This window comes from Okeania sp. SIO1H4 (assembly GCF_010672695.1).
GTDB lineage: Bacteria > Cyanobacteriota > Cyanobacteriia > Cyanobacteriales > Microcoleaceae > Okeania > Okeania hirsuta.
This window is the reverse complement of record NZ_JAAHGB010000013.1, coordinates 44560-62746: the sequence shown is the minus strand read 5'-3', so window position 1 is coordinate 62746 and position 18187 is coordinate 44560. Positions and strand designations below refer to the sequence as shown.

General features: G+C 34.1%; 12 protein-coding genes. 9 read left to right on the top strand and 3 right to left on the bottom strand.

Features of this window, described 5'->3' with window-relative positions; translation table 11 throughout:
* Positions 1-75 precede the first annotated feature (75 nt).
* Positions 76-924 (top strand): S-formylglutathione hydrolase, encoded by an 849-nt coding sequence (gene fghA, locus F6K06_RS12665; RefSeq protein WP_287241678.1) that lies wholly within the window; start codon positions 76-78, stop codon positions 922-924.
* 294 nt (positions 925-1218) lie between these two features.
* On the opposite strand, the gene F6K06_RS12660 is transcribed toward fghA, so the two are convergent.
* Together F6K06_RS12660 and F6K06_RS12655 are read right to left on the bottom strand one after the other, a co-directional pair.
* A complete protein-coding gene (locus F6K06_RS12660; RefSeq protein WP_124144488.1) occupies positions 1219-2022 on the bottom strand; it encodes a phosphoadenylyl-sulfate reductase in 804 nt (267 codons plus the stop codon).
* 650 nt (positions 2023-2672) lie between these two features.
* Positions 2673-4421: an NFACT family protein gene (locus F6K06_RS12655; RefSeq protein WP_124144487.1), complete on the bottom strand. Its 1749-nt coding sequence runs from the start codon at positions 4419-4421 to the stop codon at positions 2673-2675.
* 896 nt (positions 4422-5317) lie between these two features.
* On the opposite strand from F6K06_RS12655, the gene remA reads away from it, so the two are divergent.
* From remA to F6K06_RS12620, 7 genes are all read left to right on the top strand, one after another.
* Positions 5318-5572: an extracellular matrix/biofilm regulator RemA gene (gene remA, locus F6K06_RS12650; RefSeq protein WP_124144486.1), complete on the top strand. Its 255-nt coding sequence runs from the start codon at positions 5318-5320 to the stop codon at positions 5570-5572.
* A gap of 86 nt (positions 5573-5658) precedes the next feature.
* Complete coding sequence (gene gmk / locus F6K06_RS12645; protein ID WP_124144485.1) at positions 5659-6210, top strand: guanylate kinase; 552 nt, start codon at positions 5659-5661, stop codon at positions 6208-6210.
* Between the two features lie 632 nt (positions 6211-6842).
* Positions 6843-7265 (top strand): hypothetical protein, encoded by a 423-nt coding sequence (locus F6K06_RS12640; RefSeq protein WP_124144484.1) that lies wholly within the window; start codon positions 6843-6845, stop codon positions 7263-7265.
* A 642-nt stretch (positions 7266-7907) separates the two neighbouring features.
* Positions 7908-8486, top strand: coding sequence for a hypothetical protein (locus tag F6K06_RS12635; protein ID WP_124144483.1), 579 nt, complete (start codon positions 7908-7910; stop codon positions 8484-8486).
* A gap of 743 nt (positions 8487-9229) precedes the next feature.
* Entirely contained in the window at positions 9230-10333 is a 1104-nt protein-coding gene (locus tag F6K06_RS12630; RefSeq protein ID WP_124144482.1) for an ATP-binding protein, read from the top strand.
* 383 nt (positions 10334-10716) lie between these two features.
* Complete coding sequence (locus F6K06_RS12625) at positions 10717-13098, top strand: ATP-dependent helicase (RefSeq protein ID WP_375340273.1); 2382 nt, start codon at positions 10717-10719, stop codon at positions 13096-13098.
* 1768 nt (positions 13099-14866) lie between these two features.
* Complete coding sequence (locus F6K06_RS12620; RefSeq protein ID WP_124144480.1) at positions 14867-15304, top strand: hypothetical protein; 438 nt, start codon at positions 14867-14869, stop codon at positions 15302-15304.
* 1006 nt (positions 15305-16310) lie between these two features.
* On the opposite strand, the gene F6K06_RS12615 is transcribed toward F6K06_RS12620, so the two are convergent.
* A complete protein-coding gene (locus F6K06_RS12615) occupies positions 16311-17891 on the bottom strand; it encodes an NAD(P)H-quinone oxidoreductase subunit N (protein ID WP_375339359.1) in 1581 nt (526 codons plus the stop codon).
* A 131-nt stretch (positions 17892-18022) separates the two neighbouring features.
* Here F6K06_RS12615 and F6K06_RS12610 point away from each other — a divergent pair, with 131 nt between their 5' ends.
* On the top strand, positions 18023-18175 hold the full coding sequence (locus tag F6K06_RS12610; protein WP_287288050.1) for a hypothetical protein: 153 nt from the start codon (positions 18023-18025) through the stop codon (positions 18173-18175).
* Positions 18176-18187 lie beyond the last annotated feature (12 nt).

Genomic DNA, 18187 nt, shown 5'->3' with positions numbered 1-18187 from the left:
AAAAATTCTATGAGTCAACCACATTTACTACCTGTTACAAATTAAAATTAATCTATTCTTCTTACTTATTAAATTATGTCTACAGAACTCAAACTGGTTAAAGAACATCAATGCTTCGGCGGCAAAGTTATCTACTATTTCCACTCATCTTACATCTGTAATATTCAGATGCGTTTTTCAATTTATTTACCTCCCGAAGCTAAATCAAAACCATTACCAGTATTGTATTTTCTTTCTGGTTTAACCTGTACTGAAGAAAACTTTATGGCTAAAGCAGGGGCACAACAATTTGCTGCCAAATATGGATTAATTTTAGTCGTACCAGATACAAGTCCGCGCAATACTGGCATTAAAAATGAGAACGATAGTTGGGATTTTGGTACAGGTGCAGGATTTTATCTTGATGCCACATTAGAACCTTGGAAAAAGCATTATCAAATGTATAGTTACGTTGTTAAAGAATTACCAGAACTCATAGCTAAAAATTTTCCAATTCAGCCAGATAAACAAAGTATTTTCGGTCATTCCATGGGAGGTCACGGAGCATTAATTTGTGCTATAAAAAATCCGGCAAAATATCAATCTATTTCCGCTTTTGCGCCAATTGCAGCACCAATGTGTTGTCCTTGGGGTGAAAAAGCTTTTAGCAATTATTTAGGTTCAAATCAAGAAAACTGGCGTGATTATGATGCTAGTGAATTAATTTTAAATTATGGTTATAGTCATCCGATTTTAATTGATATAGGAACTGCTGATCCCTTTTTATCCCAAAAACAATTATTACCAGAAGTATTGGAAAAAGCTTGTCAAAAAAAAGGAGTAAATCTAACTTTAAGAATGCAAAAAGATTACGATCATAGCTATTATTTTATTGCATCTTTTATAGAAGACCATATAAGATATCATGCTGAAGCTTTGAATTGAAGAAGGAAGAAGTGGATGGGGACTCAAACCCCAACCAAAAGGCAAGGGAAGCAACTTTTGTAGTAAGACAATTAATAAAGCTTTTATCCTAAACTAAAAGCAATAGCTGTTAACGCAGTTCCTCCGAGGTGCAAAAAGCTCAAAAAGCTAGTATTTTCGGCTGACTATGGTAGAAAAATCACTCTCACAATTCTTATTCCTACCTCCTCGCTCCCATACCCGTTCCTCCTGTCTCCTGTCTCCTGTCTCCTGTCTCCTACCCCAGAAAAAAGACTTTCCATACGCAAACCCTAATTATAAAGAACTAGAATCTAAACTTTGAGCTTGTCCATCTGTCTGAGGCAAATGTAGTCCGCACTCCTGCTTAAGACCATGAAAACGAGTATCCCGTTCATTCTCATCTTCCATAGTCAAGGGGCGACTAGAATGCCAATCTCCCACACTGGTATAACCTAAATCGAAAAATGGATGATAAGGCAAATTGTAAGCAGTCAAATATTGGTATATATCCCTGGCATTCCAAGTTAATATAGGTAAAATCTTATATATTCCCGATTGCTGACTAATGCGGTTAAGACCCTTGCGGTGGTCAGTTTGGTCCTTCCGCAGGCCAGCTAGCCAAGCTTTAGCACCTAACTCTTTTAACGCTCTTTGCATAGGTTCTACTTTCCGAATTTGGTCATAGCGGTTCAGAGCATCAGCATTCTTCTCAGCCCAAAGTCGGCCATGTAGAGCTTCCATTCTAGCTGGACTAATTGAAGATTGATATACTTTAAGATTCAGTCTCAGTCGCTCGGTCAACTCTTCAGCAAATCTATAAGTTTCGGCGGGTAAATATCCTGTATCAACCCAAATAACAGGAATATCAGGTACAACGGTTGTAACTAGATGTAACATAACAGCAGCCTGGATACCAAAACTGGTACTCATAACTAAACCTTCTCCAAAGGTTGCATATCCCCACTTAACTAGAGTATGAGCATCTGCTTGGGCAAGTTCCTGATTGACAACCTCAAGATCCAATTTTGATGGATATGTAAAATTTTGCCGACCGTATTGTCCATTTTGGTTGACTGTGATTAGACTCTGTTGTGACATAGTTATTACCAATCTAAATTAGTACTAAGACTTTAAAGGTTTATCATACGTTGTCAGCAATCCTCAATGAGAGATTGTTTATACTGTTTTATATATCCAGATTACCTCGTGTTACAAAAAGCTTTTTTGATGTTATAATATATCTTCTTAACTTAGCGTAACGCTAAAACTTATTTATGACATAGATATCAATATAAGTTAGTATCCAGGAGAGTTTTGACTATTCCTACCCAGATACATCTCTGGCTCAAAGTTAAGAAGAAACGAGTAATGTGTATCGATCCAGTTCTGTAGCATTTGCTGAGAATTTGGCACGTTCAATTCATCTTTCTATTTACCAACGCCCTCAAAAATGGTATTGAAGCCATTCATTCTGACTCCTGACTCCTGACTCCTGATTCCTAAGGAATATCCTATCTATTTGTAGCAAACATTTATCAATTTGGTATAACTTTTTTGATCGACGACAAAGAAAAAGACCAACTTTGTCAAGCAGGTCTAAGTAAAAATTATTTTCCGTTGTTATTTCTGCGAGATTAACAAGCAAGTAGCTACGCATTCCCAAGTTCGCAGCGATTTGCGGGTTATATATCTCACAATGTCTATATTGCTGATTGTAACAAACTATTGAGCAATTTTTGGAAAAATTTTTAATTTTGTATCCCAATTAGTTGTGCAATATGGGTTTCAGCCCTTTGTGGTTTCCCCCAAAAAACCTGTTCTTGCTTATATACAACCATACCAGGTTTAGCACCCTTGGGCTTATAAACAAACTTAGGTTTAGTATAAATAACTGGGACTATTTCACTCTGACGGGCACGACTATAAAAAGCACTTATATCTGCAACAAACTGTAAATCAACTTCATCAGGTGTGGCACCAGCATCTAGTCGCAACAAAACATGACTACCAGGAATTTCTTGAGTATGAAACCACAAATCATAATCTCCCGCCACTCGAAAAGTTAACAAATCATTTTGACGATTATTACGGCCAACCAATAATTCAAATCCACCAGGAGTTTCGTAACGGTAAAATTCTGTATCCTTTTTATTATCTTGGTGATGATGTTCTGGAGCTTTAAGGTAAGCTTGCTGAATTAACTCATCCCGAATTTCTTCAAGAGTGCGTAAATCTTCTGGAGTTTGGTAAGTATCTAACTGAGACAAAAAAGCTTCCACTTGCTCCAAATAATCAATTTCTGCTTGGACTGTCGCTAAAAGGGGTTCAACTGCTACACGGGCCCGTTTCAACTTTTGGTGCTTTTTATAAAGACTTTGGGCATTTTGCACCGCATTTTTCTCTGGGTCTAACTTGATGACCATCGGTTCCCCCGTTTCAAAGTCACATAGAGTAATAGCTTTCATCCCCGGTCGCCATTCGTGGAGATTGGCCATAAGTAAATCGGCTTGCGATCGCAACAATTCTGCCCCATCCGACTGGTGTAAACGTTCGGTAAAAGTATCAGCCTTGAGCTGTAACTTAGCCGTAATATTTTTAAGTTTTTGGCTAATTTGATGATATAGTTGACTAAACTCTTGCTGATTCAGCTGTCCAGTATAATAATCATTCAGTAATTCCTGAACAGTATCAACAGATTCTACACTTAGCCAACCTGTTACAGTGTATCCATTTTCTGTCCAACCAGGATAAAATTTGGAATGCTCCAGATTTTTTAACCATTCTTGCCAACTTTTAAATAATTTTTGCCAGTCCGAAGCACTAAGGTCATTAGTAGACTCTTGAGAGTCTAGTCCTGAAGCTTCAATCATTGGCTGTACTAAAGCCTTACTGAGGCCACGGTAATTTTTAATTAAATTTCGCCACAATACACCAGGTATTAAACTAATCCTTTCTTGCCATTGCTGTTGCGTTTCTTGCAAATTAGGAATAGGGTTAGTCAGAGAAGGGGGAAGTTCATAAGGTTGACCAGTTTGAATTTGACGAAGACTAGACTGTTGACTATTCACTTGATGGGCACAGGTAACAACAAAATTATCCGCAGTAGTCAGAATAACATTGCTGTACTTGGTCATAACTTCCACATAAAGATGCCATAGGGGTGCTTCCCCAGGACGTTTCGCAAATTGGAAGTCCAGCACCCTCTCCCAAGGAGAAACTTCAACAATAGCTATTAAAGCTAGTCCACCTAGCTGATGTCGTAATTGTTGACTAAAAGTAAAAGTATCAGGGGCGCGAGGTGGAGGGTCACTGATACAAATACGGGCCCCTTGGGGATGCCAGGAAATGTCCAGCCAACCACGTTTTTTGAGAGTTCGCAGAGCAATGGTAATGGTAAAGCGATCGCGCTGATATACCTGCTCTAAACGTGCTGGTAGCCATTTAACACGGAGTTCAGAACATGAAGCTATGAGAGTTGTATAGTCAACAGGTTGCACAGTTAGCTTTAAGTTAAAAATTAAAAGTGAAAAAACTATGATATAAATTTAGTGTCTAAAAATAGTATTTTTTATTTTTCAGGCGACAATCTTTAAATAATTTTTTTTGCTTTTTTCATGTAAATTTAGAGAATTATAATATCAAGTTTAGTTGACAAATAAAGATTAATTATTTTTCCGGGGTTGGTGATTAGGTAATGGCATTAAATATTTATGAACGGTACAATTATAGTTTGTTCATAGATATTTGAGACAAAAGCATTACGCATTCACCAATGCCATTTTTCCTTCTTCTCTGCTATCAATAAAAGTCTTTAGTATAAACCCAATTATTTGATTGAGCAGGTTTGAAAATTATTCAGAACTATAAATATTTATTACTTATATAATGACAGATTTAGACTTGATGTAAAAGCCTGATTTAATGAATAAAGATTTTTAGGTGTTTTCTTCTTATAGCAGATTCCTCCCATAAGAAGTACAGATATGAATAATTAAATGTTCCCAGTGCTGGCATTTTTCCCGCTTCGGGGTATATCTCACCCTTGGTGAAATCTTCTGTACATAGTAGTCTAAGGAAAGAGCACTGACATATCAAAAGCTTAAACTCAGACAACGAAAATTTGTCCTTCTTCCTTCGTAACTATTCAGGTGCTGGGGTTGACAAATAATCATATCTATGTGTTTATCACTTTCCAGAAACCTTTTAGCCTCATTTATAGACTATTTAGTATTCTTAGATACAGTTTTCAGCTTTGAAACACTGAGTATGCAAAAAATCAAGAATAATGCAACCCCAAGACCTGAATGCTTACCTTCCTTCTTCCTTCTTCCTTCTTCCTTTTTCCTGCTGCTATAACTGAAAAACTTTGTATATATAAGTTGCATAATCTGTCATGGATATCCAGTTAATTAATATTGGTTTTGGTAATATAGTTTCTGCGAATAGAGTCGTTGCAATTGTTAGTCCAGAATCAGCCCCGATCAAGCGAATGATTAGCGATGGCAAGGAAAGAGGCAAATTAATTGATGCTACTTATGGTCGGCGTACCAGAGCAGTGATTATTACAGATTCTAATCATATTATTCTTTCGGCAATTCAACCTGAGACAGTGGCACATCGATTTATATTTAACAATAAAGATAGTTAATTGTAGTAATTGATGTTTGATTTTCCAAAATTTGTTATTAATAACTAAAAGTTTAGTTATGCTCGCTTGTACTGCGATAAAAATTTATGCAAACTGGTAAATTAATTGTTTTAACAGGACCTAGTGGTGTAGGTAAGGGGACTTTGGTAAAATCTCTCTTAGAACGTCATCCAGAATTAGTTTTATCTATTTCTATGACTACCCGTTGTCCTCGACCTGGAGAAGTAGAAGGAGAAAGTTATTACTTTGTAGACCGCAATAAATTTCAACAAATGATTGAAACTCAAGATTTATTAGAATGGGCTGAGTTTGCAGGTAATTTTTATGGTACGCCACGTCTGCCAGTTATTGAAAATATTAAACAGGGTAAATTAGTATTATTGGAGATTGAGGTACAAGGGGCAAGACAAATTAAACAGACTTTTTCAGAAGCATTGCTTATTTTTATTTTACCTCCTTCTATGACTGAATTGGAAAAAAGATTGCGGGATAGAGGACATGATTCGGAAGAAGCGATCGTCAAGCGTCTAGAAAGGGCAATTAAAGAGATGGAAGCTGCAGGAGAGTTTGATGTACAACTAATGAATGATAATTTGGAAATTGCTTTGCAAAATTTGGAGAAAGTATTATTTGACTGAAATTATAAGTAGTGCAGTAAGGGAGTGGGGGAGTGGGGAAGTGGAAAAAACTTTGAGTAGGAAAGAAACCGAAATACATTTTCCTTCTTTTAATTGGAGCTGAGGTAATTAGAACTGACATCATTAGGTGATTTGTCCTAAGTTCAATTAATACCATTACAGTTGCAGGATTGCCAAATGAGAAATTAATTTATTTATAATACGAAATCACACGCATTTTTACTAATTTTATTGAGAGCAGGGAGTACGGATTAGGTGAATAACGAATAATAAATGAATAATATATGTTTACTTCATATAAATAATTGCTAAAAAAATCACTGAATCTGATTTATTACTTAATAGCTGAATTTTTAAATAAAAAAAGCATTATTTTAAGGAATTGCTATAATTTCCAAGAAGCGTGAGGTACAAAATTCATCATAATTTTTTTTACTCTGATTATCCCAGTAGAAAGAAAGGTTAGGACAGATAGACATCTTAAAACTCAGACAAAGCAATATTTTTCCTTCTTGCTTCTTGCTTCTTGCTTCTGCTATATCTTTAATTCTTTGCTAAAAATTTTTTTGTGTCTTCTTTCTCACTACAAATATGATATGATTTACAAATGTTAATATTTGTGGTTAAACAAAATGTACAGTAATACTTTTTTTGATTTTCCTGTCTACACAGTCATTCAGTTAACATTATTTTTCTCTATTGTCTTGGGAATTATTTTTAAAGATATGTTGGAGTATAAATTAACACTATGGCTGAAAAACAAAGTCTCTCAAAAGCAAATAGGTTATCAAACACCTAATCTTATTACTGCTTATTTGAGCATGACTTTATTTATCTTTTTATCTGTATCAGCTAGTCTTTCTATCTTTAATATTGTTGAATGGTTATCTATTGTCATAGGTGCAATAGTCGTGTTTCCAACTGCCTTGTTGATCTGGGTACAATTAGGGTCAATGTTTGAGTTGGTCGAATCTAAGGGAATAGCATCTATTAATATTGAAGAATATATGCCTGAAGAAAAAAAAATTAAATCAGGAGAAAATGCTAATCAGTAATTACTAATATTTTGGAGTAAAGTTGTATGACAATTAATCACAAAAATACTGCAAATTAATTATGAATAGAAGTACTATCGATAGTAGTTCCCCAAAAATATATTGGCTGAGTCGAACTAAAATATGAAAATCACAATATGGTTGCTATATTGTTAGTAATTTTTTTATAGATATTCTAGATATAAAGATATAATATATAGATTCATAGTTTATAGAAAAAGGAAATCTGAAATCCTGATCAATAAAAAATTTATCTCTAAGTCTTTTATAATTAAGAACTTGATGACTATATTACCCATACTAAAATATTAGAACCAAAATCTAGGGTTGTTATATTGCTTCAAGGCAAGATTAAGATTAATTTGCAAATTAATAAACCTATTTTCTGGTAAATGAAACAGAGGCTATATCTAGATATTTTCAATGAAAGTAATACAAATAGTTTGCCTGTTAATCTCAATTGCAATAACAGAAAAAATTCTACACTACATATAAAGTAAGCTTACTTGCCAAAAATAAGCGTTGGTGGTATCCTCTTGACGAGGTTGTTATAAAAATAAGCAATCAATTAATCACTGTCCAGTTAAACCCGTGAAAACAGATTTTAACTTAGACACTTAGACAAAATTTGGTGAGGTAGTCATGCGTCTTCCAAAATATACAAATTTGGCAAGTGGTTGCTTGTCAATATTAATTACATTTGGAACAATTTATCCGGCGATCGCTGCTCCTGAAAATGAGAAAGTTGCCCAAAGGGAAAGAACTAGAGCAGGGGGAGCAAATCAAATGGAGATTGTCGGTTATGTTAAAGGTATTATCGGTAATGTAGTCACAATTCTAGTAGATGAAGAAGCAGAATTAGGCATTCCTGGCATTGCACCTAATGATGGTGAACCCACTTATGTCACAATTCCTGAAGAGGAACGTGGTCAACTACGAACTCTATTTTTTTCTCCTAGACATACGATGGAAATAGCAGGTCTAGTACCTGGAATGCGGGTTTATGCAATTGTGGGCAAAAAGAATGACGATCCTGAAGACCCTTGTGGTTGTATAGACTTTTTTAAAGTCATCCCAGATTATAACTATGAACGGGTAGAAGTTCAGTTACCAACATACAATTTCCAGGGTCCTCCTTCCTTAGAGTTTCCACCACTTCAGCCACCCCCTCCTATTACAAGACCTGTCCCACAACCTCCTCCTGTAAGAGGACTGTGGTAATTTTAGCCCATAAAAAACTCTATAATTAGGTCTGTAATGCCACTATATTAAGATTAGTGGCATTATTCATTTTAGTGTAATTGAGGCCGTTGGAGCTCAAGTCGTTTCTCCAGGGCAATTCTCAAGATGATGTCCATAACTTTTTACAGATTTTAGTCAACAGTTGTTAACTCTTCATCTCTAACAGGACTAATCAATATGTAATTTATAATAGAGTCTTGGATAGAGGGAAAAATTAGGAGGTAAGTTTAGGCTTGTTTAATAGATTTGATATTAAACTCTATTTTACCTCATCTGGGGACAATTATTATTCCGGACTTCACATAAAAAATAGTACTATTTGAAAATAAACTTAGTAATCAATTTAGTACATATCCTATATTGATTGTCAAGTCAAATAAATTTGATGAAGCGACAACTAATAAAAGCGATGGCAAACTAGCTGAATCAAAATATTTACTATTATAAAATTTAGGAGTTTTTAGCTATAGCTAAAGCGATAGCTTTTTTTCCTATCTAGTTGATTAGTAATAAAAAGATATCAGTAAAAATATAGGGTATAGCTTTTGTGCTGTAGCTCAATATCAATAAAGTTATGAATGTTGATTTATCTATCTCTTTTGCCTCAAAATTTTGTTGTGTCATAGGATTGACAACTTTTGATACTGAATATTTTTTATGATAAATTCATCCATTATCACCAAGACTACCTAACCGAAAGACATACTATATCCCCCTACAAAATGAAACTAGAATCACATCAGTTTATTCGCTATTTTGAACCTGAGCAAGCTGCACAAATTTCCCAGATTGCTATTATTAAAAAATTTAATCCCCGAGAGATTATTTTTGAAGAAGGTGATGATTCAGATTCTTTATTTTTAGTTCTAGAAGGTGAAGTAGAAGTTAGTAAAAGGAGTGGTGAAGGGAATAATTATGTTGTGATTACATCTGTTAAATCTAATGGTTATTTGGGAGAGTTAGGGATTATAGATAGAAAGCCAAGAAGTGCTAGGGTAGTTACATCTAAGGAAACAGTTTTGGCGAAAATTTACTATGAATCCATAACAGAGATATTAGCTAATACAAAAGGAGATATAGTCTTACAAATCTTAAGTTTTTTATCTCAAAGATTGCGAACCGTGACGACTGATTATGTCAATCAATTAGCTTATAAAGAGAAAATGACTTTGATTGGAGAGATGGTAAATACTATTATTCATGATTTTAGAAGTCCTTTTACTGGTATTCAATTATCAAGTTCAATGTTAAAAGAACTCCATCCCGATCAAGAGAGTCAAGAATGGTGCGATCTAATTTCAATGCAAGTTCAGAGAATGTTAAATATGGCAGAAGAAGTGCTTGCTTTTTCTCAGGGGAATACAAAATTATATTGTCAGTTAATTGATATTGCTAAACTCTTACAAAATTTTGCTAAGTTAAACCAGGTCTATATTGATTTTTCTTCTGTAGAATTGATAGTTTCTGTGGAAGAGGGTTTAATCATAAATGCTGATGAAAATAAGATTAACCGTGTCTTACAAAATTTATTATCTAATGCTGTAGAAGCTCTGGATAAATCTGAAGGCAAAATAGAAATCAGAGCTAGAAGAAAAGATCGATTAGTTGAAATTACTTTTTCAGATAATGGTCCTGGTATTCCTCAAGAAATTCAGGATAAATTATTTGAAGCTTTTGTAAGTTATGGAAAACAGGGTGGTATTGGATTGGGAACTGCTATTGTTAAGACAATTATTGATGCCCATAATGGGAAGATTTTCTTTGAATCAAGTCCTTCTACTGGTACAACTTTTTATCTTCATTTTCCCCTAGCTAAAATAGATTGAATTCGGCAAAAATAAACTTAAATATTTACTGGTCATTTCAGTTATCAGTTATCAGTTATCAGTACCTCTGCAATAAGGAAGCTTGACCTTGGCGAATATGCTCTTTTTTTATCCCCTTAAAAGGGGAGGCACATACCCACAATTTTTCGGTAATATTTTAATTTTTAACTTTTGATTTAAAACGGAGTAGGGAGTAGGGAGTAGGGAATAGAAAATAAGAAAAACAACTGTTCCTCAGTAACCTGAGAAACCCTATATTTTAATTTTTAACTTTTGATTTAAAACGGAGTAGGGGGTAGGGAATAGAAAATAAGAAAAACAACTGTTCCTCAGTAACTTGAGAAACCCTATATTTTAATTTTTAACTTTTGATTTAAAACAAGGTGACTGACGATTTCAATAATAATTTGCCTCCATATACTGATATTAAAACGAATACTGAAAATACAGAAATTGACTTATCATTAGCAAGTTTAAGAGAAAAAACAATTCAACAAATTCGTGACAATTTACGACCTGGGCAACAACAAATGGCTGACTGGCAAGGAGGACCTTTAGCAGTTTCAGCAGTTCCTGGGGCAGGAAAATCTTATGGTATGGCAGCAGCAGCAGCTTTAGCGATCGCTCGTTATCAGTTACATAGTAATCATCAGTTAATTGTTGTTACTTTTACCCGTTCTGCAGCTAGTAATATTAAAACTAAAATCCGCAAACATTTAAAGGAATTATCTTTACCTCAAGGCAGTTTTATTGTTCATACTTTACATGGTTTGGCTTTGAGTATTGCCCTACGTCATCCTGAATTATCTGAGTTAGATTTAGAAAATAGTACTTTAATTCTTCCCACTCCAAGCAACAGAATAACTCGTACTTGTGTAGAAAATTGGATTGCCAAAAATCCTAGACATTATCAACTTTTAATTGAAGGAGTTCAATTTGATGGAGAAGAAACTGAACGTTTAAGAAGGCAATCAGTTTTACGCACTGAAGTTTTACCTCAATTAGCTTGGAAAGCAATTCAACAAGCAAAAAGTTCTGGTCTTAAACCAGAAGATTTATGGCAATTACGAGACAAAATTAATGACCATTATCAAGTTGTGACTATTGCTGCTAATTTATATCAAATCTATCAGGAAACATTAAGGGAAAATCAATTAATTGACTATGATGAAATGATTTTAGCAGCGTTGCGGGTATTAGAAAATGAAGGTGCTAGAAAAATGTGGCAAAATCAAGTTTTTGCAGTGTTTGAAGATGAAGCTCAAGATTCTACCCCCTTGCAAACTAAACTTTTAAAAAAACTGGCTCATTCAAGTGAAAATGATGATAGTAATTCAGAAAATAATGGGATTTATCAAGAACATAAATTATCAAAATTAAATAATCTCAACCTCATGCGTGTTGGAGACCCAAATCAAGCAATTAATTCCACATTTACTCCAGCAGACCCAATAGATTTTCGGCAATTTTGTGAAGACTGCGAACAATTAAATAAGTTGGCGACTATGGAACAAGCAGGTCGTAGTTGTCAAAAAATTATAGATGCAGCTAATTTTGTATTGAAATGGGTAAATAATTCAGAATTAACAGGAATAGAAAAACCTTTTCGAGACCAAAATATTCATCTGGCAAATGATAATCCTTCAGCTACTGGTGGTGGTTTAGAAATATATGAACCCCGAGATATTTACCAAACACTTGAGTTGATGGGTAAACGGATAATTAATTTATTTCAAGAAAATCCAAAAGGTAATTTTGCTGTATTAGTACGAGAAAATAAACAAGGTAAATTTATTACAGATACTTTTTCTAATCCGGGAAAATATGGAATAGATATTGATTTAGGCAAACAAAATATTTCAATACATGATGTTTCTCAAGGAGCGCGTCACTCTCAAATTCCAGCAGAAATATTGGCATTAATGCAATTTATTGACCGCCCTCATTCTCCAGATTATTTAAAATCTGCTTTGAAAGTTTTGGGCGATCGACGTTTAATTCCTAAGCAAGATTATAATGTTTTTGCCTCTCAACCAGAACAGTTTCTTTACCCAGGACCTCTCGATCCTTATCAATCAGAAAAGGTGCGTAAATGTCGTGATTTTTGTCGTACTTTACTCAGGGCAAAATCAGAATTACCTTTGTATCAATTAATTTCTTTTCTTGCTTTAGCTTTAAATTATCAACAATCAGATTTAGCAACTGCGGATAAGTTAGCAGAAAGAGTTGCTAAACAAACTTTTGATAATAGTTCGATGAATTCTATTTTAGAAGTTTTAAGTGAAATTGTAGGTTCCGAGAGATTTGAACCTGTTGAAGTGGATGAAGATGCAGAGAAAAATTATACTCGCCCTCAGCAACTTACTATTATTACTATGCATAAAGCTAAAGGTTTAGATTGGGATTATGTCTTTTTACCTTTTTTACATGAAAATATAATTCCTGGTAATTTACGAGTTTTGCCCCAGGTAAGTTTTTTGGGAGAATTTGACTTAGCTGAAGTGGCAAGGGCACAAATTCGCGCCAGTTTACAAGGACAAGATTTACCAGATATTTCTACTGCTTGGAAACAGGCAGAATATTTGAAGACCGCAGAGGAATTTCGGTTACTATATGTGGCTATGACTAGAGCAAAACGTTTGTTGTGGATGTCTGCTGCTAAGTTAGCTCCTTTTACTTGGAATAAACCAGACAATTTACAGGAGCAAAAACCTTGCCCAGTTTTACCTGTTTTAAAGGCTGAGTTTCCTGATAGTTTCAGATAAATTTTAAAGCATCAAAACAGAGTTTCACTATAGTATCACAGAAGGAAGAAGGAAGAAGAAAGAAGGAAGAAGAAAGAAGGAAAAATCTGACATTGTCTGATTTTTAAGCTTTTTATCTGTCCTAACCTTTCCTGAGACTGCTATAATTAGCGCCTCACATAAATTCTGGATAAATATTTATAATTCCTGCAATTTAGATGTAGATTAAAAGTTTTCCCTCTTCCCTGATTAACTTTTATCAAAAAAAATTAAAATTTATTGCTTTTGCGAGAAAATATAAAAATTTTACTGATAACTGATAACTGATAACTGAAATGACCTATCTTTCTCTTATAAGTAAATGCTAGATTTTCTTAATCATATATCTTAAGGTAAGCGTTCACAAAATTATAAATAAATACAGATCAATTGACCAGATATCCAGATATAAATATAGGAAGTAGTCATATTTAATATAGTTTCACTATAGCAATTCGCCTCTCACATAAATTTTGGATAAATATTTATAATTCCTACAATTAGATATACATTAAAAGTTTTCTTTCTTTCCTGATTAACTTTTATCAAAAAAAATTAAAATTTATTGCTTTTGGGAGAAAATATAAAAATTTGACCTATCTTACTCTTACCGTAAATGCTAGATTTTCTCAATCATACATCTAAAAGTAAGCGTTCACAAAATTATAAATAAAACAGATCAATTGACCATATATAAATAGAGGAAGTAGTCATATTTAATATAGTTTCACTATAGCAATTCCCCCCTCACATAAATTCTGGATAAATATTTATAATTCCTACAATTAGATATACATTAAAAGTTTTCTTTCTTTCCTGATTAACTTTTATCAAAAAAAATTAAAATTTATTGCTTTTGGGAGAAAATATAAAAATTTGACCTATCTTACTCTTACCGTAAATGCTAGATTTTCTCAATCATACATCTAAAAGTAAGCGTTCACAAAATTATAAATAAAACAGATCAATTGACCATATATAAATAGAGGAAGTAGTCATATTTAATATAGTTTCACTATAGCAATTCCCCCCTCACATAAATTCTGGATAAATATTTATAATTCCTACAATTAGATATACATTAAAAGTTTTCTTTCTTTCCTGATTAACTTTTATCAAAAAAAATTAAAATTTATTGCTTTTGGGAGAAAATATAAAAATTTGACCTATCTTACTCTTACCGTAAATGCTAGATTTTCTCAATCATACATCTAAAAGTAAGCGTTCACAAAATTATAAATAAAATATATCAACTGACCATATATAAAAAGAGGAAGTAGTAATATTTAATATAGTTGATTTGACATTGAGAATAAAAACCCTATTTCCAAAATTATATTGACAAAGCAGATAGTATATGTGAGAATCTTTTCAACTTCTAGAGTAGAGGGGATCAATAAATTATTGATGAGATAGGCTTTTTTAATACATTATGCGTATCTACTTAACTCACCCTCCTGAATTAAGTAAAACAATAAAAAATTTGAGTAGTTATACTTCAATTTAACTCAAAAAACAAATTTATGTAAGTATTAATTACTATCAACTATCAAGTTTATTATCCTGGAAATTTATCCCATAATTAACTCATAATTTTTATAGTGATTTTAATCACATTAAAACCAGATAAGGGGTCACATACTCTATGGGAAAAATAGAAGATGATAATAGAAGGTTAAGAGAAGCTAGGAAAAAGAATAACTTCTCTCTCCATAAAAACAATTTACTCTAATTTATTTACTGAAAAGTTATGTACAGCCCCCTAATAAAAAAAGTTATAGCTAAAGCTTGTAATATTAGTATCGATGAATGTGTAGAAGTTCAGAGATTAAAACTAGAAGTTCAAAGATTAACCGAGGAAAATCAAGAACTAACAGAACAATCACAACAATATCAAAAAGAAAATCAAGAACTGCAAAATAAACTAACCAAACTGAGAATGCAGTTAGCAACTCTCTCAGAAGACTCTCCCTCTCTAAACTCCTCTTTATCTGCTAATTTAATACCATCAAAAGAGTCAACCAAAACAACAGTTATTTTAGTTGATTCACCAAGTCCAGAACTAGAAGAAGACCGAGGTAAAGCTGTAGAGTTGCTAAATCAATTACCAAACGGTATGTGGCACGTTAAAGTTGAATCAGGAGTTCAAGTTATTCTGAAACCAGAAGCTCTAAAAGTTCTAGCATAGTTTTCCGTTACTCAGTTTTCTTAATAAAATTCTGAAATGGTTAAAAATTTCTAGAATACTTTTATGTAGAGGTAGGTTGAAATAAAGGCATAAATTCAACCCGCTAAAATACTTATGTCTAATATAACTATCCTCTACTCTAAATATCTTGATAAATAGATAACTGAACTTGATATTACCTATTGAATTTCCTGAAAATTAGGTAATATTTTAGATACAAAAAATTTAGTAAGCTGTTAATAATTTAGGCTATGTATGCCGATTTTTGGAAAGGGAACAGAGAATAAGTGAAGAGAAAAAAATACTCTACCCCATTAATATGAGAACCCTTATAAGGCCAAGAAATAGGTTGTTATAGCAGTCAAAGGAAAGATCGCGGACATATCAAAAGCTTAAAACCCAAACAACGCAAGATTTTTCCTTCTTACTTCTTCTTTCTTCTGCTATAAGCTAAGTGAAATAAATAGTTTTTTTTGCTGCTTTCCTCTCATATAATGTCCGTTTGAACACTTATAAATAACGACCGAGGAATCAGGAGTCAGGAGTAGTGGCGTTAACGATAGTTATGGGCAAGCAAACGCCCATATAGGAGGAAAAAAGAAGAACAGAAGAAGAAAGTTTTTTATCACTAATTAAACGGACATGATATCACTAATCTTTCCCATGTATAATTTTTTCTACTTTGGAATTTGGAATGGGGATATAACTTCTGCCTTTAAATAAAAATCTTTGGTACTAGACAGTGCAAAGTTCTGGGAATAACTATTGCTAGTCAAGGGTTTCACGGACTCAAGGTTAAAAATTCTCCATTCACAACAGTAGGTACTGTAAACCTTTCCCAGTAACACTTTCAATCTTGAGAGCCAACTGTTTTTTAGCAGAACTTTGTACTCTCCAGTTTGGTATTCTACTTAAATAAAAACAATTCGACCTATCTATTGAACAGAAAAAATGCTCGACAACCAGTCGAACATTTCTTACTTTTAGTAAATCAACAGAATCAGAACTAATTATTTTGCGACAAAGAAAAACTTGGTTGACTAGCTACCGAATTAGTTTCAACAGTGTGAACTAAAACCGAGTTCAACATAGGAGTTTTAACAATAGTATCGTTAGCCAAAGTAAACAAAGGATTAGATAAAATTCCAGCTAAAGACGTTGCTAAAACAGACAAAATCAACCCTACTTGTAAAGGACGCATACCCGAAATATCCCAACGAATAGGAGGATAATTTTTAATCACATCCGACATTTCTTGCGGTTCTTTTACCACCATCATTTTCACCACACGAATGTAGTAGTAAATAGAAGCAACACTGGTAATTAATCCTAACAAAACTAACCAATACAATCCAGCTTGCCAACCTGCCCAAAATAAATAAATCTTGCCAAAGAAACCCGCTAGTGGAGGAATACCACCTAAAGAAAGCAAACAAAGACTTAACCCTAAAGTTAATAACGGGTCTTTTTGATATAACCCTGCATATTCACTAATTTGGTCTGTACCTGTACGGAGAGAAAATAGAATCACACAGGTAAAACCACCCAAATTCATAAACAAGTAAATTAGCAGATAAAATATCATACTAGCGTAACCAGCTTCAGTATTCGCCAAAAGGCCAATCATAATAAAACCTGCTTGTCCAATAGATGAGTAAGCAAGTAGACGTTTCATACTGGTTTGGGCCAGAGCAACCACATTACCCAATACCATACTCAATACAGCAAGGGCAGTAAATACAAAATGCCACTGTTCCAAAACTAAAGGAAAAGCAGTCACCAAAAGACGAATAGCTAGAGCAAAACCAGCCGCTTTAGAACCCACTGAGAGAAAGGCCACAACTGGAGTAGGAGAACCTTCATATACGTCCGGAGTCCATTGATGAAAAGGGACAGCAGAAATTTTGAAAGAAATACCAGCGATCGCGAATACTAAGGCAATAACTAAAGCTAGTGAAACACCGCCACTCGATCCATCAGCAAGACTAGAGGCGATCGCTGTTAACCGAGTTTCTCCACCAGACAAACCATAGAGAAGGGAGATGCCATAGAGAAAAACGGCCGAACTTGCAGCGCCAATGAGTAAATATTTTAATGCTGCTTCATTGGAGCGAGGGTCACGTTTTGTATAACCAGTTAATAAATAAGAGGAGATACTCAGGGTTTCCAGAGAAACAAAAATCATCACCAACTCATCTGCTCCAGAAAGGAACATTGCCCCCAAAGTAGCAGTGAGCAGAATACAAATAAATTCTCCTAGTGGAGTCCCAGTTTGTTCTATGTATGCCACCGACATCAATATGGTGGTAATTGCACACAGAGCAATGATACCTCTAAATACTACACTGAGGGCATCAGCATTAAAGCCTCCCAAAAAACCGATGGTATTTGTACTGTCCCATTGAGTATATAAGGCCACAATAGCGATCAATAGACCTACTATGGCTGCGTAGGGAGTCCATTTAGCAGAAGTACGTCCTACTATGAGGTCTCCAACGAGAACTACAAGTAGGGTAATTATAACTATTGCTTCTGGAAGGATAGTGCCTGCGTTAAGTTGCGCCGCAATGTTAGAGAAATCTATCATGTTAGATAATTTGAAATTTTTTGTGTAAGTAACTAAGAATTTTGACTGATTAATAATCCTTTACAGTAGAGGATTGTAGCGTGTATCCAGAGATTTTTTGGTTTTTTATTAGGTGAGGAAGAAAAAACCAAATGTTTTCTAAATTATTGAAGAAGGAAGAAGCGGTGCGACCCCACGTCGGCGATAGACGCAAGGGAATGCGCACCAAGAGAGGAAGGAAGAAAAAACGGATGGGGACTCAAACCCCAACCAATTGTAAACAAGGTGTAGACGGCCAGAGCTAATTCTTTGTCGTC

What these genes read in the sequence shown, in the direction of transcription:
- fghA (WP_287241678.1), top strand. Translation starts at nt 76, where the DNA reads ATGTCTACAGAACTCAAACTGGTTAAAGAACATCAATGCTTCGGCGGC.
- F6K06_RS12660 (WP_124144488.1), bottom strand. Translation starts at nt 2,022, where the DNA reads ATGTCACAACAGAGTCTAATCACAGTCAACCAAAATGGACAATACGGT.
- remA (WP_124144486.1), top strand. Translation starts at nt 5,318, where the DNA reads ATGGATATCCAGTTAATTAATATTGGTTTTGGTAATATAGTTTCTGCG.
- gmk (WP_124144485.1), top strand. Translation starts at nt 5,659, where the DNA reads ATGCAAACTGGTAAATTAATTGTTTTAACAGGACCTAGTGGTGTAGGT.
- F6K06_RS12640 (WP_124144484.1), top strand. Translation starts at nt 6,843, where the DNA reads ATGTACAGTAATACTTTTTTTGATTTTCCTGTCTACACAGTCATTCAG.
- F6K06_RS12635 (WP_124144483.1), top strand. Translation starts at nt 7,908, where the DNA reads ATGCGTCTTCCAAAATATACAAATTTGGCAAGTGGTTGCTTGTCAATA.
- F6K06_RS12630 (WP_124144482.1), top strand. Translation starts at nt 9,230, where the DNA reads ATGAAACTAGAATCACATCAGTTTATTCGCTATTTTGAACCTGAGCAA.
- F6K06_RS12620 (WP_124144480.1), top strand. Translation starts at nt 14,867, where the DNA reads ATGTACAGCCCCCTAATAAAAAAAGTTATAGCTAAAGCTTGTAATATT.
- F6K06_RS12615 (WP_375339359.1), bottom strand. Translation starts at nt 17,891, where the DNA reads ATGATAGATTTCTCTAACATTGCGGCGCAACTTAACGCAGGCACTATC.
- F6K06_RS12610 (WP_287288050.1), top strand. Translation starts at nt 18,023, where the DNA reads ATGTTTTCTAAATTATTGAAGAAGGAAGAAGCGGTGCGACCCCACGTC.